General features: G+C 62.0%; 15 protein-coding genes. 10 read left to right on the top strand and 5 right to left on the bottom strand.

What is annotated here, in order from left to right:
• The first annotated feature begins 6 nt into the window (after nt 1-6).
• From IPM16_08090 to aguA, 4 genes are read left to right on the top strand one after another with little or no spacing between them, the layout of a single operon-like run.
• Nucleotides 7-1,059 carry a carbohydrate ABC transporter permease gene (locus IPM16_08090; protein MBK9123071.1) on the top strand — a complete coding sequence of 351 codons (1,053 nt, stop codon included), beginning with the start codon at nt 7-9 and terminating at the stop codon, nt 1,057-1,059.
• Between the two features lie 3 nt (nt 1,060-1,062).
• On the top strand, nt 1,063-3,135 hold the full coding sequence (locus IPM16_08085) for an alpha-glucosidase (GenBank protein ID MBK9123070.1): 2,073 nt from the start codon (nt 1,063-1,065) through the stop codon (nt 3,133-3,135).
• A gap of 38 nt (nt 3,136-3,173) precedes the next feature.
• The gene (locus IPM16_08080) at nt 3,174-4,076 is read left to right on the top strand and encodes a hydrolase (protein ID MBK9123069.1); all 903 of its coding nucleotides are present in this window, start codon (nt 3,174-3,176) and stop codon (nt 4,074-4,076) included.
• Nucleotides 4,073-5,182 (top strand): agmatine deiminase, encoded by a 1,110-nt coding sequence (gene aguA / locus IPM16_08075; GenBank protein MBK9123068.1) that lies wholly within the window; start codon nt 4,073-4,075, stop codon nt 5,180-5,182. The genes IPM16_08080 and aguA overlap by 4 nt, the downstream gene beginning before the upstream one ends.
• On the opposite strand, the gene IPM16_08070 is transcribed toward aguA, so the two are convergent.
• Genes IPM16_08070 through IPM16_08055 form a run of 4 tightly spaced genes read right to left on the bottom strand, consistent with a single transcriptional unit; the run spans nt 5,179 to nt 11,404 of the window.
• Nucleotides 5,179-7,440: an ABC transporter substrate-binding protein gene (locus IPM16_08070; GenBank protein MBK9123067.1), complete on the bottom strand. Its 2,262-nt coding sequence runs from the start codon at nt 7,438-7,440 to the stop codon at nt 5,179-5,181. The genes aguA and IPM16_08070 overlap by 4 nt on opposite strands.
• Nucleotides 7,441-7,459: 19 nt before the next feature.
• Nucleotides 7,460-9,271, bottom strand: coding sequence for an ABC transporter permease (locus IPM16_08065; protein ID MBK9123066.1), 1,812 nt, complete (start codon nt 9,269-9,271; stop codon nt 7,460-7,462).
• Complete coding sequence (locus IPM16_08060; protein ID MBK9123065.1) at nt 9,268-9,978, bottom strand: ABC transporter ATP-binding protein; 711 nt, start codon at nt 9,976-9,978, stop codon at nt 9,268-9,270. The genes IPM16_08065 and IPM16_08060 overlap by 4 nt, the downstream gene beginning before the upstream one ends.
• A 16-nt stretch (nt 9,979-9,994) precedes the next feature.
• Nucleotides 9,995-11,404: an efflux RND transporter periplasmic adaptor subunit gene (locus tag IPM16_08055; protein ID MBK9123064.1), complete on the bottom strand. Its 1,410-nt coding sequence runs from the start codon at nt 11,402-11,404 to the stop codon at nt 9,995-9,997.
• Between the two features lie 362 nt (nt 11,405-11,766).
• On the opposite strand from IPM16_08055, the gene IPM16_08050 reads away from it, so the two are divergent.
• On the top strand, nt 11,767-13,005 hold the full coding sequence (locus IPM16_08050; GenBank protein MBK9123063.1) for an MFS transporter: 1,239 nt from the start codon (nt 11,767-11,769) through the stop codon (nt 13,003-13,005).
• On the opposite strand, the gene IPM16_08045 is transcribed toward IPM16_08050, so the two are convergent.
• On the bottom strand, nt 13,002-14,027 hold the full coding sequence (locus tag IPM16_08045; protein MBK9123062.1) for a TIGR03617 family F420-dependent LLM class oxidoreductase: 1,026 nt from the start codon (nt 14,025-14,027) through the stop codon (nt 13,002-13,004). The genes IPM16_08050 and IPM16_08045 overlap by 4 nt on opposite strands.
• 218 nt (nt 14,028-14,245) lie before the next feature.
• On the opposite strand from IPM16_08045, the gene IPM16_08040 reads away from it, so the two are divergent.
• The 5 genes from IPM16_08040 (at nt 14,246) to IPM16_08020 (ending at nt 21,884) form a co-directional block, all read left to right on the top strand.
• A complete protein-coding gene (locus IPM16_08040; GenBank protein ID MBK9123061.1) occupies nt 14,246-16,867 on the top strand; it encodes a HEAT repeat domain-containing protein in 2,622 nt (873 codons plus the stop codon).
• A 101-nt stretch (nt 16,868-16,968) separates the two neighbouring features.
• Nucleotides 16,969-17,487, top strand: coding sequence for a flavodoxin (locus IPM16_08035; GenBank protein MBK9123060.1), 519 nt, complete (start codon nt 16,969-16,971; stop codon nt 17,485-17,487).
• Nucleotides 17,488-17,565: 78 nt separating this feature from the next.
• The gene (locus tag IPM16_08030) at nt 17,566-19,419 is read left to right on the top strand and encodes a trypsin-like peptidase domain-containing protein (protein ID MBK9123059.1); all 1,854 of its coding nucleotides are present in this window, start codon (nt 17,566-17,568) and stop codon (nt 19,417-19,419) included.
• Nucleotides 19,420-19,514: 95 nt separating this feature from the next.
• A complete protein-coding gene (locus IPM16_08025; protein ID MBK9123058.1) occupies nt 19,515-20,675 on the top strand; it encodes an acyl-CoA dehydrogenase family protein in 1,161 nt (386 codons plus the stop codon).
• 9 nt (nt 20,676-20,684) lie between these two features.
• The gene (locus IPM16_08020; protein ID MBK9123057.1) at nt 20,685-21,884 is read left to right on the top strand and encodes an MFS transporter; all 1,200 of its coding nucleotides are present in this window, start codon (nt 20,685-20,687) and stop codon (nt 21,882-21,884) included.

Here is a 21,884-nt window from a genome sequence, read left to right as displayed (position 1 = left end):
TCCACGATGGCTGCAGTTGGGCGCTTTCTTGGGCGTACTCACGGCAAGCGCGGACCCGATTGGGCCGACTACGCGACGTATGCATATCTGATACTCGGCACGCTGCTGATGTTCGGGCCGGTCATGTGGTTGGTCACATCGTCGTTCAAGGAGCAGTCCGACCTTCTTCACTTCCCGCCCCGTCTACTTCCATACCGTCAAGAAATGGTGACGGTACCGGGTTATGACGATCCGCTCCCGCTCTACACCGTCGAACTGGAGGATGGGACGACACGCGAGCTGGCCCGCATTCGCCGCGTCGGAATTGAGGGACAGCATGTCGATCCGGCAAATCCAGAGGAGATCATCAGGGTAAACATCAACCTGACGGCGCCGGTCGAACAGGTGGTCTTCTCGTTCGACAACTACATCAGAGGGATCGAGCGTTTCAACTTCCTGCGCTACTTCGTGAACACGGTGACAGTTACCGCGGTGGCGACTGCCCTGACACTGCTGGTCAACAGCATGGCGGCGTTCGCGCTCAGCAAGTATCAGTTTCGGGGGCGGAACGGCATCTTCATCGTGATGATTTCGACGCTGCTTGTGCCCCTCTCAGTAATCTTGATTCCCCTTCTGTTGACGATCAGGAGCGTTGGCTGGTTTGACAGCCTCATCGGCGTGATTATCCCGAGTATCGCGACGCCGACGGGCGTGTTCTTGCTGCGCCAGTATATGCTCACGATACCCGATGAACTGCTCGAATCGGCCCGGTTGGATGGCGCGAGCGAGTGGCGCATCTACCTGCAGATCATCCTGCCGCTGGCGCGTCCCGCGCTTGCCGTGCTAGCAATCTTCAGCGTCATGTGGCGCTGGAACGACTTCCTTTGGCCGCTTGTCGTTCTGCAATCCAGCGAGTACAAGACGCTTCAGGTGGGGCTGAGCAGCTTCAGCGGCGAACTGCAAACGCAGTGGGACACGTTGTTGGCGATGACGGTGCTGACTTTGCTGCCTGTAACAGTGGTATTCGCGTTCCTTCAGAAGTACATTACCACTGGAATTGCCACAACTGGGATGAAGTGACGTATGCGTCCGATTTCGGTCTCGCAGGGACAGGTCGACTCCGTTGAGAAGAATCACCTCGTGCTTACAGGCGCACGTGGCGAAGTGCTGCAGATCACGCCACTGGCCGACGATGTCGTGCGCGTGCAGTTCATGCCGGATGGCGCTCCGCGCTCCGCACGAACATGGGCGGTCGTCAACCGTGACGGCTCGATGCCGCGACAAGGGCGCGATCGGGATGCCCCATGCGCCTTCGCACCGACGCCGTTCACGTGGATCGACAACGCGTTGTTCTCCGCGCGCTTGCGCGTGCAGGTTAACCCCGAGACGTTCGCGCTTTCGTGGTCGGTCGCCGGCAAGCATATCTTCCGCGATCTACCCGACCGCGCCTACACCTACGATTGTGCGGGGCAAGCCGTCTGGCACTATCTCGAGATGAGCCCCGATGAGCGGTACTACGGATTTGGCGAGCGCACGGGCCGGCTCGAGAAATCCGGGCGGCGGCTTCGCCTTAAGATGGTCGACGCGCTCGGGTACAACGCCGAGACATCCGACCCGCTGTACAAACACATCCCGTTTCACATCATCCTGAACACCAAGTACAACGTGGCGTTCGGGATGTTTCACGACAACGCGCACAGCGGTGAATACGACAACGGGGCCGAGATCGACGCATTCTGGGGATCTTACCGGTCGGTTCGTTTCGACGGCGGCGACCTCGACTACTACGTGATCTATGGCCCGACGATGGCCGAAGTGCTTGACAAGTATACCCGGCTGACCGGCCGACCGGCCGAGATGCCGGGGTGGGCGCTGGGCTATCTCGGCTCGGCAATGAAGTACACCGAAGCGGAGGATGCCGACGCCCAGCTCAGGCGATTCCTACTCGAGTGCGAAAAGCACGAAATCCCCGTGAGCGGGTTCCACCTGTCGTCCGGCTACACAACCGACGCGCTCGGTCGCCGGCGTACGTTCTGCTGGAATACCGACAAAATTCCCGATCCCGCGGGCCTCGCAGCGGAGTTTGAAAAGCGGGGCGTCCGCCTTGCCGCCAACGTCAAACCGTACATCCTCGAGTCGCACCCGAAGTTTGCGGCCCTTCGGCGTTCCGGCGCGCTCATCAAAGAACTGGAGAGCGAACGACCGCAGATCGCCATGGCATGGCCCGGCGGGCGTAACGAAAAGGCGCCGTGTGCGTACATCGATTTTACGTCCGAGGCTGGCTACAACTGGTGGGTAGAGCAAGCAACCGAAACACTGCTCAAAGTCGGGATCGCGTCCCTTTGGAACGACAACAACGAGTTTCAGCTTCCCGACGACGCGGCTCGCTGTGCCGGTTTTGGCGATACGCTCTCGCTCGGCGAGGCGCGGCCCATTCAGACGCTGCTGATGGCACACGCGAGCTACACAGCGACAGCCCAGCACGATCCGTCTCAGCCGCCGCTCGTGCTGACGCGCGCGGGCAGCGCAGGCATCCAGCGCTATGCGCAGACATGGACGGGCGACAACCGCACGTCGTGGCACACGCTCAAGTTCAACATCCCGATGGGGCTGGGCCTCAGCCTGAGCGGCGTACCGAACTGGGGGCACGATATCGGCGGCTTTGACGGTCCGCCGCCCAGCCCCGAACTGCTGGTCCGGTGGGCGCAGGCGGGTGCATTAACCCCGCGATTCACGATCCACAGTTGGAACACGGACGGCAGTGTAACGTCGCCGTGGATGTACCCAGACGTGCTGCCGCTGGTACGAGACGCCATTCGGCTGCGCATGCGCTTCATGCCCTATATCAAGCAGCGAATGCTGGCCGCGTCGGTACGTGGCGAGCCGATCAACGCGCCAACGGTCTTCTACCATTCCGACGACCCGAACACGTACGATCAGTCATTCGAGTTCATGGTCGGGCCGGATGTGCTGGTGGCGCCGGTGTACGAGGAAGGCGCCCACCATCGCACCGTGTACTTGCCGGCGGGCCGGCGATGGGTCGATTGGCACACTGGGGACAGCTACGTGGGTGGCCGAACGACGACCGTCCCGGCCCCGCTCGAGCGTTTGCCCCTGTTCGTCGCAGAAGGCGGGCATTTGTTGACTTCGGTGTAGAATCGAAGAAGGGCATCAACTCAACGAAAGGTGTTCGGGTGACCGACACAACAAGGATTGCGCTGGTGCAGACCCGCTGGTTGGGTTCGCGTGCAGCGATGAAGGACGAATACGATCTTCTGATCGGGGACGCAGTGGCGCTCGGTGCTCGCTGGGTGTGCTTGCCGGAGCTGTCGCTGTCGCCCTATTTCCCCGTTCAGCGCGACCCAAGCGGTTTTGAGTGGGCCGAAGCGTTGGAAACCGGTGAATCCGCGCAGTTCTTTGCCGAGATGGCGAGGGGTCACGGCATCACGTTGATCGGCAGCTTGTTTGAACTCAGCGCCGACGGCACGTATCGCAACACTGCCGTGATCTACGGCCCAGACGGTGACAGGATCGGCCTCACGCGCAAAGTACATATCCCGTCCGGCGAGGGCTATCACGAGACCGACTACTTCGCGGGCGCAGCGGAATACCCTGTGCACGATGTACATGGTGTGCCGACGGCCGTGCCGACGTGTTACGACCAGTGGTTTCCGGAACTGGCGCGCATCTACGCGCTCAACGGCGCGGCGTTCATCTTCTATCCGACAGCCATCGGCAGCGAGCCGACCGACCCTGAGTTCGACTCACAGGCCGCGTGGAAGACCGTCATGCGCGGGCATGCCGTCGCCAATGGCGTGTTCGTCGGCGCGGCTAACCGAATCGGCGAGGAGTTCGGGCTGACCTTTTACGGCAGTAGCTTCGTTTGCGACCCGACCGGAAAGGTCCTCGTGCAAGCGGGCCGCGACACCCGCGAAGTGATCGTCACCGATATCGACATGGCGGTCCTCAAGCGAATGCGCGCGCTGTTCCCGCTGCTTCATCAACGCAAGCCACAGCTCTACAGCCGGATCGTCGAGCCGACATCGACGGATGTTCCTGAGCGTTGGCGCAGCGAAGAGGGGTTCGACTCGAAATGACACAGCCGCCGCTGCCACGCGCACCTGCTGCTGACGGGTATTGGATGCCTGCCGAGTGGGAGCCGCATGCAGGCTGCTGGATGCTCTTTCCGCACCGGCCTGACAACTGGCGCGAGTCGGCGGGGCCCGCTCAGGCGGCCTTTGCACGCGTAGCCGCCCAGATCAGCCGCTTCGAGCCCGTCACCATTGGCGTGAGCGCCGCTGTCGTCAGCCGTGCGCGCGCGCTGCTGCCATCATCCGTGCGGCTTGTCGAGCTTGAGACGGACGATGCGTGGATGCGCGATGTCGGGCCAACGTTCGTTGTCAACGCGAACCGCGAGGTGCGCGGCGTCGACTGGCGGTTCAACGCATGGGGTGGGGCGGCGAAAGGATTGTACGCGCAGTGGGATCGGGACGACTTGGTGGCGGCGGAAGTATGCGACCGTGCCGGTGTGCCGTATTACCGCGCCGAATTCGTAATGGAGGGCGGCGCCATCCATGTAGATGGACAGGGCACAGCACTGGCGACCCGCCAGTGCCTGCTTAACCCGAACAGGGGAAGCCGGCTGACCGAAAGCCTCGTCGAACGCAGACTGCGCGATTATGTCGGGGTGCGGCGCGTTATATGGCTCGACGAGGGGATCCTGTTTGACGAGACAGACGGACATATCGACAACATGGCGTGCTTTGTCGCGCCCGGGCATGTCGTTCTCGCATGGTGCGACAATCCGCGCGATCCGCAGTACCGTGTCTCGCGCAGCGCGTTCGAGGTCCTTGCCGACTCGACGGACGCCAACGGCCGCCGCCTGATGGTTTCGAGGCTGCCACTGCCCGGCCGGCTGTCGATGACCGCGCAGGAGGCCGCCGGCGTTGTGGCAGTCGATGGCAGCAAGCCGCGCCGTGCCGGTGACCGCCTAGCTGCGAGTTACGTCAATTTCTACATCGCCAACGGTGCCGTGATCGTCCCGCAGTTCGGCGATGTCAACGATGCGGCCGCCGTACGCATCCTCGATGGCCTGTTCCCCGACCGTCAGATTGTGCCTGTAGCCGGGCGCGAGATCTTGCTGGGCGGCGGGTGTATCCACTGCATCACTCAGCAGCAGCCCGCCGGGCGCGTCGCAGCCTAGTCGACACGATCGCACACCCCGTCACAGGCGTTGTACCGTGCTGCTGGCGCCATTTGACCATCTCGCCACTCCAAGATCATCACTGCTTGTGTGAGCTCGCCCGTACCATAAGTTGCTGGATTGTACGTGCCCTGCGCGCCGATGAACTGGGCGTCGTTGGTCAAGAAATCCTGCAAGGCGGCGGGCGCCGGCCCACCGACTTCAATCGCACGACGAATCAGGTGGATAGCGTCGTAGTAGGCGGCGGTTTGCTCGATCGGCTCCTCATCGAATAACTCGCGGTACTGGTCGGCAAACCAACGGCCCGCCCAATCGGTCGCGGTGGGCCACCAACCGACCGGCAGCAGAAGGCGCACGCCGTCGGGCAGCGACGCCAAGCTCGCGAGTTCGGGCAGGTTGGGCAAGGCATATCCGTAGACCAGTGTCCCTTGCCACTCGGTTTCTGCCAGCGCCTGCACGAGCGAGAGCATCGACGCCGGCGTCGACCAGACCATGACGGCCTCTGCACCCGAATTCAGGATGTCTGGCACGAAGACGGACAGGTCTGGCAGCTCCGGCCCATGCTCCGCAGAGAACACGAGTTCGGCGTCCTCGGTTGCGCGTACTGCCGCGCGCACGGCGGACTGCACATTCAGGCCCCAGTCGGTACGGCCGACGATCAGCGCGAGATTCGTCAATTCCAACTCCTCGGAGACGAAGCTGACAGCGGCCGCGGCGCGCGTACGGTCGTTGGACCGGCCCTGCTTGAGGAACTGAAGCGTGCTCAGGCTTGGCGACGTGAGGCCGGTGGCTGTGGCAATCTGCGGAATCCCGACCGCATCGGCCGCCAGCGCAGTTAGCACCACGTAGCTGTTCAAGTCCGGGCCGACGATGACGTTCGCGCCTTCGCGGACAGCGCGCTCGAACGCCGCAGGGGCAGCGGTCGCATCCGGCGCATCGTATACGGCCAGCCTGAGCGTATAGCGCACGTTCTGCGGCCCAATGATGCCGCCCAACTCGTTAATCTCGCGGACGGCGAGCTCGATCGCCTGCTGGGCATGCCTGCCGACCTCGGACGTCGTACCGCTTTGATCGGCGAGCAGCGCGATGTTGAACAACACCTCACGAGCCTCGTTCACTTCCGTCGTGTCACTCACGAAGAAATCGGGGCAGGTCTCGCAGACCGCGCCGACGTAGCGCGCCGCCTCGATCCATTCGCCGCCAGCGCCGATCTCGAACAGGCGCACCGTGTTGGGCCGTCCGTTCGTGTAATCCCCTTGCACGCCGGTGAAGCTGGTCGCACCGAGGTTGACGCGTGACAGCGTCGGCGTTCGCCGCAGGGTCTCAGCGATGAGGGAGATGGCGTCGTAGTACGCACCGCTCTCTTCGGTCAGGGTAGGGGAATCGGCACCGGCGGCATACTCTGTGGTAAATGCGCGCGTCTGCGGATTGACGGCCGTCGGGTTCCAGGCTGCCGGGCCGAGCAACCCATCGATCAACTCGGCACTGCTAGCCGTGACAAATCCTGCGTCGATATCGCCATACATGACCAGCCCCGACCAACCGACGTCGTCAAGCGCGCGCAGCAGTGCGCGGCCTTGCGCGTCCAACGTCCAGACGAAGATCGCGTCGGCGTCACTGTCACGCACGCTCCGCGCGACATCCGAGAAGTCCGTCTCATCGGCTTCGTGAACGCTGCGCAAGGCGAGTGCACCAACGCCGATTGCGCGCTCGAACGCGTCGGCGCGCGCGTCGGCCGTGACGGTGTCGGCGTTAACGATTGCAACCGACTGTGCGCCGCGTTCGTCGATGATGTAGTCGGCCATGGCCGTGATCTGACTCTGCACATCGGGTGCGAGCTTGATCGCGGCCGCCGGATTACTGTCATTCTCCGCGAAATAGAGCACGGGGATCGGCAGGCTTGCGCGGCCCAAGAGCGCGTCTTGCAAAGACGTTGATACCGACGCCAGCACGACATCCGCGCCGTCGTCCAGTGCGTCCTGATACGCGTCGAGCGCGTCGTCCCCATCGGTGACCAGCACGCGTTCGATCTCAATCTCGTAGCGCGTCCCATCTGTCGCTTCGACGGGATCGTCGTCGTTATCGTTCACCTCGCGCACGGCCTGCTGCGCCGCTGCATAAGCCGCCTGATCAGCGGCCCCGTCGGTTCCGCTTCGTGCGGCGATGAACACAACGCGGATCGTCTCGGTGTCGTCTTGGGCAAATACGCCGGTGATCGCCAGCGTCAGGATGAGCAGCAGAGCCGCGAACCGTGTCATCGATTTCTCCGTGGTGAAGCTATTCATAGCGCAGGGCCTCGATGGGCTGCAGCCGGGCAGCACGCCGGGCAGGGTAGACGCCGAAGAAGATGCCGACCATGATGCTGAAGCCAAGACCGAGCAGCACCGAATCGGCAGTGATACTGGCGGTTAGGACGCCGCTCGCGTTGATGAGCTGGGCGAGGCCGACGCCCAACAGGACGCCAAGCGCGCCGCCGATCGTGCTCAGGACGGTGGTTTCGATCAGGAACTGCTGCAGAATGTGCGAGCGGCGCGCGCCGAGTGCCTTTCGCAGACCGATCTCGCGTGTACGTTCGGTGACGGACACGAGGCTGATATTCATGATGCCGATGCCGCCGACAAGCAGCGACACGCCGGCGATCGCGCCAAGCATCACCGTGAGCACGCCCGTGATTGTCGAAGCCGCGTCAAGGAGCTGCTGCTGGTCGAAGATCAGAAAGTCGTCCTCGTCGTCGAGGGCGAGTTCGTGCCTGCGCCGAAGCAAGCGCGAGATGTCGTCTTTGGCGCGCGGAATATCGTCTGGCGACTCGACCGAGATGATAATGCTGGAGACGGTCTCCAAGCTCGACGCGATGCCACGCGCGTTGAAGAGGCTGCGGTAGCTGGTCGTCAGCGGGACATAGATCTGGAGATTCGGGTTTGCGCCGAAACCAGCGTCGCGCTCCTGCATCAGCCCGATGATTTCGAGCCGCTGGCTGTTGACCCGAATAGTGCGACCCACCGGGCTCAGTCCACCGAACAGCTCCTCGGCCACTGCCGTGCCGACGATCGCGACCCGGGCAGCGGTCTGGTATTCGGTTGCGTCGAAGAACCGGCCGAGGTCAACCGTCAGATTGCTGGTCTCGGTATAGTCGACGGACGTCCCGACTACCCGCGCCTGTACGCTGCCTTGATCGCTCTTGATCTGCGCGGACGCGATGTACTGCGGCACTACCGATGCGAGGTCGTTGACCGACGCGCGAATCGCGTCGGCATCCTCTAGCGTGAGCGTGCTAATGCCCGTCGTCGGAAGTACGGTCACGAGATTTGTGCCGATGTTGTTGATCTGGTCGGTGATGACGGCTTCAGCACCGCGTCCGACCGATAGCAGCGAAACGACGGCCATCACGCCGATTACGATGCCCAGCATGGTCAGGGCCGAGCGCAGCTTGTTGGCGCGCAGCGCATCGAACGCCACCCCGATGTTCTGTCCCACGCTGACCGACGCGACCTGATCCAACTGCTCGACAGGCGGCGACGGCAGCAGTTCACGCAGAATCATCAGCGCCGTAGCGGCGAGCGCGACCCAGAACAGCACGTTCATGGACGGGACGATCGGCACGACGGTAGCCGCCGAATTGACAGTGCCGAGCCAGTACGTGAAGAAAACGCCGGAAACCAGCCCCCCGCAGCGGATCATCCAGTCCCATGTCGATGCGGAGCGTTTGCGGCCAAGCCCGATCGCGCCACCGAGCGCGATCAACGCGCCTGCTGCCGATACGGCATAGCCGCCGTAGAGCGAGATCGGATTGAAGATGGCGATAAATGTGAATTGAAGCTGGCGCAGCACCGCGGGCGGTAGGTCGGTCGCGGCGCTGAGCCGGTTTGCCTGCTCGTCGGTGACTTCGGTTTGCGCCGCCTGCTGTCCAAACGACCGCGGAACGGTGAAGCCGTCCGGGATCTCGACGTCGAACATCCCTTCGATGACCGTCTTGACGTAGCCGTCGAGGTCGAACCACCGCTCAGACACCAGACCGGACGCAAACAGGACAATGCCCAGCACGATCGCGGCGGTGAAGCGCCAACTGGCGGGCACGAGAAGCCGCTTCATGCGCCACCCTCCAGCGCAGGCCGGGTGGCCCGTTCGGCGCTGTCCTCCTCGATCAAGCCGTCACGAATCTTGATGACGCGCTCGCACTGGCCAGCCACCTCTTGGGCATGTGTCACGATGATCAGCGTGATGCCCTGCTCGCTGTGTAGGCGGCCAAACAGGTCGAGGATGTCGCTTCCAGTCTTGGTATCGAGGTTTCCGGTTGGTTCGTCGGCAAGAATGATCGACGGCGTGTTGACGAGCGCACGTGCGATCGCCACGCGCTGCTGCTGCCCGCCCGAAAGCTCGGCCGGTTTGTGCCACAAACGGTTGCCGAGGTCGACGAGTTCCAATGCCGCACGGGCCATCTCACGGCGCTTACGCGTAGGGATACCCGCGTACACCAGCGGCAGCGCGACGTTATCCAGCGCCGAAGCGCGGGCAAGCAGGTTGAATTTCTGGAATACGAACCCGATACGCCAGTTGCGAATCGCCGCGAGCTGGTTTTCGTTCATGTCGGATAGCTCGGTGCCGTCCAGCCGGTATGTCCCAGCGCTTGGCACGTCAAGCGCGCCGAGGATCGCCATCAGCGTGGACTTGCCGCTGCCGCTTGGCCCGGTGATCGCGACCATTTCCCCCTCGTTGATGGTCACGGAGACGCCGCGCAGGGCTTCGACCGTTTGGTCGCCCATCTGATACACCTTGCGCAGGTCGTTAGTGACGATGATCGGGCGCGGGCTCACGCTAGAAGCTCCGCCGCGCGCCGAACCCAAACAGCGACTCGGGAATGTCGAGATAGATCGTGTCGCCTTCGTCGAGGTCACCTACCACCACGGTGAGCTCGCCGACCGATTGGCCGGATATCACCAACACTTCGACATCGTCGCCGCCTTCGACACGCTTGAGCACGAACTCGCCGCCCTCACCACGCTGAATCGAGCGCGTGGGCACTGCCAGCACACCGCGCTGTTCGCCCACGACGATGTCGATGTCCGCGCCCATGCCTGAACGAAGCCCCTCGGGCATATCGCCTGTCACTTCGATTCGTGCAGAGTACGTTGTCACGCCTTGAACCGTCCGCCCGGCCGGACTAACACGCGTGACGGTGCCGGAAATCGGCACGTCTCGCAGTGCATCAACGCGGATGTCGACGCTTTGCCCCTGCGCCAATTGAGCGACGTCGAGTTCGTCGATGTCCACATCGAAATGCAGTGTTGAGAGATCGGCGATCGTAATGCTGCCAGCGCCGGGCGATGCAGTCTGACCAATGCGGAGCTGCACATCGGTTACGATTCCAGAGAACGGTGGGGTGATCTTGGCGTCATCCAGGGCCTGATGCGCCTGATCGAGGCCAAGCTGCGCTTGCATCACTTGAGCGCGTGCGATGGCAACTTCGTTCTCGGTCGGGCCTTCCAGCAAGGCAGCCAACTGCGCCTCCGCTTGTGCAAGCTGCGCCGAAGCGGCATCGACGGCGCCGGTGTCCTGCGCGGCGATCTCTGCCGCTCGACACTGTGCCGCAGCCATGTCGTACTGACTGCGGGTATTGGTCAACGCGACAGCCTGCGGCGCGTTGTCGTCCGGTACGAAAATGGCGTCGTACAGCAGACCGGCCTTCACGTAGTCGTCGTACCGCGATTGCGCGTCTTCGACCTGAAGCTGCAGCGTGTCAAGGTTAAGGCAGCTCATGGCACGTTGTTCCGGGGCCGCTTCGCGATTGTTCCGAGCCGCGGTGAGCTGCGCGCGTGCTCCAGCGACAGCCGCTTCGGCGGCGGCAATCTGGGCCGCCGTCGGGGGCGTTGTCAGACGATCTAAATTCGCCTGCGCGATCATCACCGATTGTTCGGCATTCGCGACGGCGAGTTCCAGCCGGGCGACATCCAGTGTGGACAGAACGTCGTCGGCGGTGACCGAATCGCCGATCTCCACCGCAACGTCGGCCACTGTGCCTGTCGTCCCAAAGGTGAGGATGGCGGTCCGTTCCGGCGCGGCAATCCCGGCCGTGCTGACGAGATTTGTGACGTCAATCCGTTGAACTTGCGTGAACTGCGATTCACTCGCCTCGGTGGCACGTGCTCCGAAGCGCGGACCAAGGATAGCCGCCGCGACCAGCACAACTGTCAGTAGAAACGACAAGATGATGAACAATCGCCGCATGCGCGAACCCCCTGGTGGCACCCTTGTGAATAGTATCACACACGCGGCTGTGAACGAGTTAAGTCGCGCCTTAGCCGTCGTGTACCTCACGCCATGTCGATGGATTCAATTGGACTTACGATGCCCAACGGTGTGCCGTCCTATACTTCGTGAGTTCGTACGCGTATCGGATTCCGATTCATTCGCTTCGCTCGCAACCATGCACCAATCGTCACCGCCTTTCGGCCGGATGTATCACCTGCGGTCAGTGTGGGATTGACGTGTGACGTGTCCGTTGCCGTGACGTAAAGCGCGTGCAAAAAACGCCGCGGGATGAGCCACAACCCGGTTCTAGTGTCAGCCAATATCGTGCAGGACAATCCATGTCAATCGCAGCAGCCGCGCGGCGCGCGCCGATAACGTACCGTGGGGCGAAGCATGTCGCGCTCTACGTCATCAACTATGGGGCGCGTGGTTTCTACGCACCGTTCATTTCACTGTATCTGGTGTCGCTTGGCTATTCGCCAATCGATATTGGTCTACTCGCCGGCTTGAGTGCGGTCGTCCGGATCGTCGTCGTACCGGCTTACAGCGCATTGGTCGACCGGCTCGGCGTCCACCGCCGGCTCCTGAACGTGCAGCTTGCCGTTGCCGGTCTGGCATCGCTAACGATGGTCTTATGGCCTAACCGGACGTGGTTGGGCGCCATGTATGTCACGCGGGATGCGGTGGATGTCCCCGGTTCCGCCTTAATGTCGCAGCTCGTCATCAGCGGCGATCCGGAACACAGCTCGACGTTCTTTGCGCGTCTGCGCGCAATGGGATCGCTCGGGTGGGCGATTGCGGCGATTAGCGCGGGGTGGGTCATTGGGATTGGCGGGTACACGCTGTTGATCCTGCTTTCCGGCATTCTCAACATCATCTCGCTGCCTCTGCTGCGCATCCTGCCGGAACGTACGGCAGCCCTCAACACGCGCGTCGACAAGCCGCCGAGACGCAAGCCGGCGTTTTGGTTGATGATGTTCAGCAACTTCCTCTACTACGTGTGCACAAACGCCGTGTTCCTGTTCCTTTGGGTTTACCTCAAGGATTACCTCGACATGGATGATGGGTCAGTCGGTGTCGTTGCGGCCGCGCTCGGACTGTTCGAGATTCCGTGGATGATGTACATGAACCGAATCTACCAGCGCATTTCGACCCGGCGAGCGCTTGCTTTCGGGATCGCCGGACAGGCCGTTTTCGCGCTCCTCCTTGCATTCCTGACGGGTCCGTCGCTGCTCATGCCGTTGATTGCACTGCGCGGCGTGTTCTATGCGATGCACAACATCTCACTTACGCTGCTGGTGACGGAGATCAGCCACCCGGCCAACGTTGCGACCAATCAGGCGCTGGCGTGGGTAACCATTCCGGCGATTGCGGCGGTGCTTACCGGCCCATTGGCAGGCTGGATCTACGAGAACGTGGACGCTCGAGCCATGTTTACCGCGTCGGCCGTCATCGGCTTCGTCGCGTCGCTTATCTTGTTGTTCGGCCGCAAGATGATCGCCGAGGCGACGGCGGATCGGCAGGCGCTACGCGAAGCCGCACTCGCGGTGCCAATGACCGTGGGCAAGCCGCGCTAGGCTCGTAGGGATGCAAACGCCTCGATCGATCTGCGCCATCCGCTGTCCACCTCTCCCGGGACGAACGGCAGGTAGTAGCTTACTCGGTCGAGCAAGCCGCGATACCGCTCGTGGATCATGTGCGGAAGCTCGGCCCACGAGCCACGCACGATCATCTCCTCTGCCACGGGTTCCGGCAGCGCGTCGGCCATACTGTCCCATTCGCCGCGCCGCGCCATCCGGCTCAATCCGTATTGAATCTCCTCCCATCCATGCTGCTCTGCGACGATGCGGTATGCCGGCGTGCTGAGATAGAACGCGATCTGCGAGCGGACGTGCCGTTCGGCTTTGCGTGCGAATTTCGGGTCGTCCCTGGGTACAGTGAAGACGGCGCTGTTGATCGTGATATCGCTGCGTGCCCGGCCCGCTTCGGTCAGACCGGCCTCGACGTTCGGGAGCACGACATCGCGCAGGTAGCGAGTCGTATGCAGCGCATGGACGAAAACGCCGTCGGCGGATCGGCCCACAAGCCGCAGCATGTGCGGGTTGACCGCTGCCAAGTACACGGGTATGGGGCCGAATGCGTGCGGGGCAGGCGAGAAGAACGGCGGCATCAGGTCGATGCGGAAGAACTCGCCCCGGTGCGCCAGCGGTGCGCCAGTCTGCCACGTATTCCAGACTGCGCGCATCACGGCGATCGACTCCTCGAGCTTGGCGACAGGCTTTTCCCACTTTACGCCAAATCGGCGTTCGTTGTGCGCACGCACCTGAGGCCCGAGGCCGAGCACGAATCGCCCGCCGCTGAGGTCGGCCAGCGCGTGCGCGGTGTAAGCGAGGACGGTTGGGGTACGCGGGAACGCCACCGCGATGGCCGATCCGATCGTGATCCGTTCGCTGTGTTCGGCAGCCAGCGTCAACGCCACAAACGGATCGGCGTTCGTCTCTCCCACCCAGAAGCCATCGAAGCCGATCGACTCCGACGCTCGCACGAGCGCGGGAATATCCGATGGGCGATACGACAAGACGACGACATCGAACTTCATGTTGAGTGCCTCCCAGTGACCACTCCGGTCTGCGTAAGCTCGTTATTACAATAAAGTTACAGTTGAGCACCTCAAGAAAAATTGATGAAGAATCGAGGAGATATTTCGAATCTCACTAACCTAAACCAAACCTGCACTTCCAATTATTGGACGTTCCGTAGTACTCGGGTTAGGATATTCATACTTATCAAACGTGCTAATTTTCTGAGGATCGCGTCATGTCGCCTCAACGTCGTAAAAAAGACCTCGTCGTTATCAGCAGTTCCGGCCACGATGCCGAGTTTGCCCACCGGCTCAAGGACGCGCTGAGCGACATCTACGAAGTGTGGTACTACAAAGATTCTATGCCGGTCGAATTCAATGGATGGGATCAAAAGATTGATGAGGCGCTGAAGAAGGCGCGTTTCTTTATTGGCGTGCTGTCGAATGCCTCGATCAAGTCCGAATATGTACAGCAAGAATGGCGCTGGGCAGTCACTGAGGGCAAACACAATTACGGCTTGATCTTCATGACCGTGCAGGCCGAGCCGGCCGACCCCGGCCACCTGTACGGTGGTTACACGTGGACGGTGTTCCACAACCGCCCGTTCGAAACGGCCCTTGCCGAACTGCGCAGCCGGATGCGCCACGCCCTGCGCCGCAAGATTACCGCAGCGGTCGACGCGGTGTCCAATACCGATTCGCACCGGACGTATCTGCGCACGCTCTGGAACCGCATTTCGACCATGCTGCAGCATCTCATCATCTCGTCGCTTGAGGCGGATCCGATCGACCTCGAGATGGACACGGTGGACGACGTCGTCGACGAGAACGGGCGTACGCAGACCTTTGTCGACCTGATGTTGAAACGCATCGGCTACGGCGAGGATTTTGCGACGATCGGCGATGCGTTCGAGTTCTATGAGCGGCGCCTGCTCCTGCTGGGAATGCCGGGCAGCGGCAAGACCGTAACGGGTTTGATGCTGATCCGTGACGCGATCCTTGACCGCCTCGACAACCCTGATGCGCCGATCCCCATCCTCGCCAATATCCAGAGCTGGGACGGCCGCACGCCGCTGATCGACTGGCTCGATTCCTATCCGTATACGCCACGTGACACCATCGAGCTTGTCGAAAGCGGCAAAGCGCTGATCTTCTTCGACGGGCTGGATGAATTGAGTGACCACACGGCCGTGTCCACCACGGACGATCGCTACCAGGTCCACCGCCAGTTCATGGCACAGCTCCCGCGCAATTGTCCGGTGCTGGTGACCTGCCGCAACGAAGACTACGATCGCATTAAGTCGCGCATCTCGCTCAATGGTGGTGTGCGGCTCTCTCAACTGACGAACGACCAGATCGGCCAATTCCTGAGCCGCGTCCCTGAGCTGTTCGATCTCGTTCAGGATGATCCCGACCTGATGGAGATGATGCGCACGCCGCTGATCCTCTCCCTGTTCGCGTTTACGTGCGAGCGGATGTCCCCGGACAACCGCAATCGCTTGATTGACCAGAAGAACGATCGCCATCTGTTCCGCGAGCGCTTGATCGCCGCATACATCAGTGAGCTCTACAAGTTCGAGCGCCGCCGTCGCCCCGAACACGCGCTGCCTGTTTCAGTCGTACGGCTAATGGAAGCACTCGGGCGGGTGGCAATGCGCAACGCGGCCAACTTCATGTCGCGCACCAACTCGCTGTCCGAAAACGACCTCAAGCTGGTCAGCGCCGACGTCGAAGAGCGCCGCGCGATCAAGGAAATCGCCCTGCAGCTTGGGCTGCTGCAGCGTATGGCATCAAGCCGCTACAAATTCATCCACCTCATGGTGCGTGATACCTTGGCATTCTTCTACAGCACCAAACACTGGAAAGAACCGAGCGAATACACCGATCGCTTCTGGAGCCCCGCGCTCGCCCTCGGGCGCATCAAGGATCCCCGCGCTACGCAGGTGCTGCGCTTCATCCTCAAGGACGTGCACTCCGCGAAGGTGCGCCGTCACGTTGCGCAAGCCTTCGGATACAACCTGGATCCAAAGAGTGTGCCGGATCTGGTCAAGCTGCTGGCAGACCCCGATGACGATGTGCAGGCCGCCGCGGTGGAAGCGTTGGCCGCAATCGCCGACCCATCGGCGTTCAACTACGTGCTGCCACTGCTGCGAAGGAGCTCGAGTACGGCGATCCTGCAAAACGCGTGCAAGGCGCTCGGAGCGTTTGGCGACGCGCGCGCGGTCGATCCGCTGATCGACATGCTGAACAGCGAGCACATTTCGGTCGTACAACAGGCAGCATTGGCGCTGGCGCGGCTCAAGGCATCGCAGGCGGCCCCGGCGCTGCGCAAGAAGCTGTCGGTTCCCGATCACGGGGCGATGTCCACGATCATCGAGGTGCTGGGACGGCTGAACGACCGCGAGAGCGTGTCGCATCTCTTGCGGCTGTTCTCGACCGAACCCGCCAGCAAGACGCAGGACTGCATCGTCGAGGCGCTGCGACGCATCGCAAGCCCCGAAGCTGTGCCGATGCTGTGCGAAAAGCTGGTGTCGAAGGATGAACGGTCGCCGGACTTCCGGGCGCGGGTCGCCGCGGCGCTGGGCGCGATCGGCGATACGCGGGCCATTCCCGCGCTGCTCGAAGCCATCACCAAAGAGGCTCACGAGGAGACTTATACCTACAACGCGCTGCGAGAGGCGCTCCTCAAGCTCGGCCACACAGATATCCCGGAGCCAGCTTACTTCGCTGAGGACGTTGACAGCCGCCTGAACGACACCAATATCGAGGATTTCATCGACATCGGCCCGAGCATGCGCTGGGACGAATCCGATGACGACGACAACGCGGACGTGCGGGTCGACGCGCCGATGCGATGATCGAAGCGCGGGGCGACGTGATGTCTGCGCCTTGCGGTTCTGCGTGAAAATCGGCACAATAGTCGCTGTTCCGCAGCGAGATCACGCGAGGTTGGCGCCCCATGGCGAAGATTGGCTTGTTCTTCGGGAGCAGCACGGGTAAGACCGAGGCTGTCGCGTACCAGATCAAATCCGAGTTCGACAAGATCGAACAGGACATGGTCGAGGTACACAACATCGGCGCGTCGACGCCTGAACAGGTGCTGAAATTCAAGAACATCATCATTGGCATTCCGACGTGGAACACGGGCGAACTGCAAGACGACTGGGATGTGTTCTTCCCCCGCCTGCGCGAGATGGATTTCTCCGGCCATAAGGTCGCATTTTTCGGATTGGGCGATCAGAACGGTTACGGCTTCAACTTTCTTGACGCGATTGGAATCGTTGCGGACGAAATCTTGATGCAGGGTGGCGACCTGTACGGCATGTGGTCGGCCAAATCGTACGAATTCAACGAGTCGAAGGCTCAGGTCGAAGACCACTTCATCGGCCTCGGGATCGATGAAGACGGCCAACAGGGTATGACGCCTGAGCGCATCGTAGCTTGGGTGCGGCAGGTCAAGGACGAGTTCGGCCTGTAAAGCCAACCCAACCCATGTTGCAGCATTCAAACGCCCTTGCCCCCTGACGGTAGGGGCGTTTGCGCTATCATTACCCGCATGACGACCCCTAAGCGTGGCCCCAATACTCGAACATGGATTATCGGCGGCTTGATCCTCGTGGCCGGCACACTCGGCTTTGCAGGTGCGCTGTCGCTTGTGTCGGGAATGCAGCAGGGTGGGCCTGACGCCCAACCTACGCTTCTGACCGATACGGCGGAAGTCGTGGTTCAGCCGGTCGGCAGCGTCGTTGAAGATCGGTATGCGGTCGGGTACGGCGACTCGCCGCGCGAAGTCGTGATAACCAAAGCGGGCGCGACTTACATCCAGCCGTTTCTCGAGCAGGTCGACATTGCGCCCGGTGACACTGTCGTGGTGTCATCGCCCGACGGCGTTCAGCGCTACACGTACGATGCGTCTTCGGCCGGGCAGTGGACGTTCCCGATCGACGGCGAAACGGCGGTCGTCACGTTAATCAGCCTGAGCGGCGACCATCCGGACCGGGCTGGCGTGACGATCCCGCGGCTCGGGCAGGGGTTCACTGTGACGGAATTCGCACAGAGTATCTGTGGCTCGAACGACATCGTCGATGTTGCGTGCAGCGCGTCGAGCCACCCGATCGAGTACGGTCTGCGCCAGCCCGTTGCGCGGCTGTTCTATACCAACGGCGGCGGCCAATACGTGTGTACAACGTGGCGCGTCACGCCTGACAATTTCATGCTTACCAACCAGCACTGTATCCCGAACCAGACCGTCATGAACACGGCGATCATCCGCTTCAACTTTCAGGCGGCGGGATGTGGTGCAAGCTCAATCGAGCCTTATGTCGAAGTGCGTGGCGGCACGTTGATCTACGTCAATACGACCTACGACGTGGCGCTGTACTCGCTGCGCGAGGCGGACTTCCCGCTTGTTCAGCAGTTTGGATATCTGGAACTGGATACGTCGGCGCCTACTGCGAACGAGACGATCTTCATCCCTCAGCACCCGGCCGGCTTGCCCAAGAAGTTCGGCCTCAACAGCACCTCGGACGGCGGGCGGTGCCGCGTAATCGTTCCGTCAACGGCCGGGTATGCCGCCAATTCGGATTTGGCGTATACCTGCGACACGCAAGGGGGCAGCAGCGGCTCGCCGGTCATCGCGCTTGACACGCTCCGCGTCGTCGGCCTGCATCATCTCGGAGCGGGTCGCCCGGACGGATCGCAGTGCGGCCCGTCGCCGTACTACAATCAAGCCGTGCGCATCGACCAGATCTGGCCGCTGCTCGCCCCGTATTTTCCACAGCCGATCGCGCCGATGAGTACCGCGTCGCCCACCGCGACCGAGGCGCCTACGCTCACACCGTCCGCAACCTTCACTCCGACACAAACGTTTACGCCGTCCAATACGCCCACGCCAACCAACACTCCAACGGTCACATACACGCCGACCAGCACGCCCGAGCGCGTCGCGCGTGACCTGCTGGTCGATGGCGGATTCGAACTTGAGTCCGACGCGTGGGTGCTGATCGATGGTACCGGCGGCGACGCCCGGCGCGAGCGCAAGCAGCGTTCCGGCGGGTGGGCGTTCCAGTTCAAGGGCGGCGCAGGCGACGACGTCAAGCTCGTACAGTCGGTCGACGTCTCGGGCATCATGCCGGCGGCAGGCGACGTCATGGAGTTTGTGGCGCATATCGACACTCGCCGAATTCCTGACGGGTTTGCGATGGCCCGCATCACTTACGCGGACGGCGTCCGTCAGAAGTCCAAGATTCGCTTCGAAGGCGCCGACCACTACGAGCCTCGCGCGGCCGAAATCTTTCTGCGGCCAGTGCCGCTGTCCGGGCTGGAGGTCAAGTTCCGCCACAAGAGTCAGGACAACGCGAAGGTCTGGATCGACGACGTGCGGCTGGAATGGATCAGTCCAACGCCGTAATCAAATGTAAATTTTGCTAGGCGCAAGGCGGCCGCTGTATACTGGCGCCGACAATGTTGTGAGAAAGGGTTATTGCAATGAGCGCAGTTGAGCATATGTCGGCCGGCGTGAACTTCGCCCTGACTGACGATCAGTTGATGCTGCAGAAGCTGGCGCGCGAGTTCACTGCGAAGGAGATCATTCCTGTCGCCGAAGAACACGACCGCCACGCCAAGTTCCCCGAAGAGATATTCCACAAGGCGCGCGAGCTGGGAATCGCCAATATGAACGTCCCGGCCGAGTACGGTGGCGTCGGCGCTTCGGTATTCGAGGAAGTGCTCGTCAGCGAAGAAATGGCCTACGGATGCACCGGGATCAGCACGAGCGTCGGCACGAACGGTCTGGGTTCGCTTCCAATCCTATTGGCGGGCACCGAGCAGCAGAAGGCGCACTGGCTCGGCGAGCGGTTGATGGATAAGGGCGAGTTCTGCAGCTACGGTGTAACCGAAGCCGCGGCCGGGTCCAACGTTGTCGGCATCGAGACGCGCGCCGAAAAGAAGGGCGCCGGTTGGGTGATCAACGGCAGCAAGACGTTCATCACCAACGCGAGCCACGCCAACTTCTTCACGGTGTTCGCAAAAACCGATCCGAGCGCGGGCCATCGCGGAATGACGTGCTTCATCGTCGATCGCAACATGCCGGGCGTCAAGGTCGGGCGCAAGTTCGAGAAACTCGGGCAGCGCGCCAGCGACACGGCTGAGATCGTGTTCGAGGACGTCGAAGTGCCTGACGAGAATCTGGTCGGCGGTGAGGGCAAGGGCTTCTACCTTGCGATGAAGGTGTTCGATTACAGCCGGCCGGGCGTTGCCGCTGCCGCGGTCGGTTTGCAGCGCCGCTGCCTCGATGAGTCGGTGAAGTATGCCAGCGAGCGTATGGCATTCGGTGTGCCAATCTATCAGCATCAGGCCGTCGGGCACAAGATCGCGGATATGGCGATCAACTACAACGCCTCGCGACTGCTGGTGTGGCAATCGGCGTGGCAGGCGGACGCCGGCATCCAGAATCCGGCCGTTCCGGCCTACGCCAAGGCGTTTGCGGCCGACATGGCGACCAAGGCCGCAGTTGACGCCGTGCAGGTGTTCGGCGGTTACGGGTACATGGAAGAGTATCCGGTCGCCAAGCTGCTGCGTGACGTCAAGATATTCCAGATCTACGAAGGCACCAGCGAGATCCAGCGTAACATCATTGTCCGGGAGCTGTTCCAAGGCAAGAAGTAAGGTCTACGTATGGCCGACTTGTCGTCCCGCGCGTCGGATGCCCCGGCGCGCGGGGTTTTTTCTGCCGTCTTGGTGCTCACGTTGGCGCGCACATGCGTCAACATGACGCGCCGATTTACCTATACGTTCGTCCCCGAAATCGCGCGCTCGCTCGGAGTCGCCAATAGTGCGGTGCAGAACGTGATTGCTGCCCAAAGCGGTGTGTCGTTTCTCAGCCCGTTCGTGGGTGGGATAGCCGACCGGTTCGGCCGCAAGTACGTGATGGCAGGCGCGATGATCGCGTTCGGCGTGCTCGGGCTGCTTGGCGCGGCTTTCACGACGTACAGCGCGTTCTTTTTGATGATGATCGGGTTCGGCGTCGGGAAGATGCTGTTCGATCCGGCGGCATTGGCCTACTTGGGCGATCGTGTGCCGTTCGCAAGACGCGCGACAGCGGTCGGAATCAACGAGATGAGCTGGGGAGGCGCGCTGCTGATCGCCGCCCCGATGACCGGCCTGCTGCTTGAACGGGCGACGCTTTCGGCGGTATTTCTGGCGCTCGGGATCGTCAATTTCGCCGGCGCGCTGGCGGTCATCCTGCTGCTTCCCGCAGATCGACCATCCAAGGAGGCGCGCGCACTGCGCGTGCGCATCCGTCCGTTGGCGGTGCTGCGTCACCCGGTTGTTGTCGCTTCTTCGCTGTACGCCGGCTTGAATGCGGCAGCGAACGAACTGGTATTCATCAACTACGGCGCGTTCATGGATGCCAGCTTCGGGCTGGCGCTGTCGGCGCTCGGGTTCGTGACGATCGCCATTTCGGTGGCGGAGGGCGTGGGCGAAGGGATTGTCGCGGCGCTTGGCGATCGGGTCGGCACAAAGCGTGTCGCCTTGATGGGACTCGGGATAGCTGCCGCCTGCTACGTTGCGCTTCCGTTGTTCGCCAGCTCGCTTACGCTCGCCACAGCCGGCATATTCCTGCTCTTTTTCGGGTACGAGATCGCTGTCGTCGCGGCTATACCGCTGTACACCGAACTCGTGCCCGGCCAGCGCGCATCGGTGTTGGGCACGATTATCGGATTCATCGCGCTCGGCCGGTTTGCAGGCGGATTGCTCGGAGGTGTGCTGTATGCTGCTGGTGGGCCCAGCACCATCGCGATCGCTGCTGGCGTGACGGCGCTGGTCGCAATGTTCATACTGGCCCGATGGGTACGCGTCACGTCAGGAGGATAA

It is taken from the genome of Candidatus Flexicrinis affinis, from assembly GCA_016716525.1.
Lineage (GTDB): Bacteria > Chloroflexota > Anaerolineae > Aggregatilineales > Phototrophicaceae > Flexicrinis > Flexicrinis affinis.
This window is presented reverse-complemented; position numbering and strand designations above follow the sequence as displayed.

Excerpts from the sequence above, each read along its gene's own strand:
- IPM16_08090 (MBK9123071.1), top strand. The coding sequence starts at position 7 with ATGGCTGCAGTTGGGCGCTTTCTTGGGCGTACTCACGGCAAGCGCGGA.
- IPM16_08085 (MBK9123070.1), top strand. The coding sequence starts at position 1,063 with ATGCGTCCGATTTCGGTCTCGCAGGGACAGGTCGACTCCGTTGAGAAG.
- aguA (MBK9123068.1), top strand. The coding sequence starts at position 4,073 with ATGACACAGCCGCCGCTGCCACGCGCACCTGCTGCTGACGGGTATTGG.
- IPM16_08070 (MBK9123067.1), bottom strand. The coding sequence starts at position 7,440 with ATGACACGGTTCGCGGCTCTGCTGCTCATCCTGACGCTGGCGATCACC.
- IPM16_08065 (MBK9123066.1), bottom strand. The coding sequence starts at position 9,271 with ATGAAGCGGCTTCTCGTGCCCGCCAGTTGGCGCTTCACCGCCGCGATC.
- IPM16_08055 (MBK9123064.1), bottom strand. The coding sequence starts at position 11,404 with ATGCGGCGATTGTTCATCATCTTGTCGTTTCTACTGACAGTTGTGCTG.
- IPM16_08050 (MBK9123063.1), top strand. The coding sequence starts at position 11,767 with ATGTCAATCGCAGCAGCCGCGCGGCGCGCGCCGATAACGTACCGTGGG.
- IPM16_08045 (MBK9123062.1), bottom strand. The coding sequence starts at position 14,027 with ATGAAGTTCGATGTCGTCGTCTTGTCGTATCGCCCATCGGATATTCCC.
- IPM16_08040 (MBK9123061.1), top strand. The coding sequence starts at position 14,246 with ATGTCGCCTCAACGTCGTAAAAAAGACCTCGTCGTTATCAGCAGTTCC.
- IPM16_08035 (MBK9123060.1), top strand. The coding sequence starts at position 16,969 with ATGGCGAAGATTGGCTTGTTCTTCGGGAGCAGCACGGGTAAGACCGAG.
- IPM16_08030 (MBK9123059.1), top strand. The coding sequence starts at position 17,566 with ATGACGACCCCTAAGCGTGGCCCCAATACTCGAACATGGATTATCGGC.
- IPM16_08025 (MBK9123058.1), top strand. The coding sequence starts at position 19,515 with ATGTCGGCCGGCGTGAACTTCGCCCTGACTGACGATCAGTTGATGCTG.
- IPM16_08020 (MBK9123057.1), top strand. The coding sequence starts at position 20,685 with ATGGCCGACTTGTCGTCCCGCGCGTCGGATGCCCCGGCGCGCGGGGTT.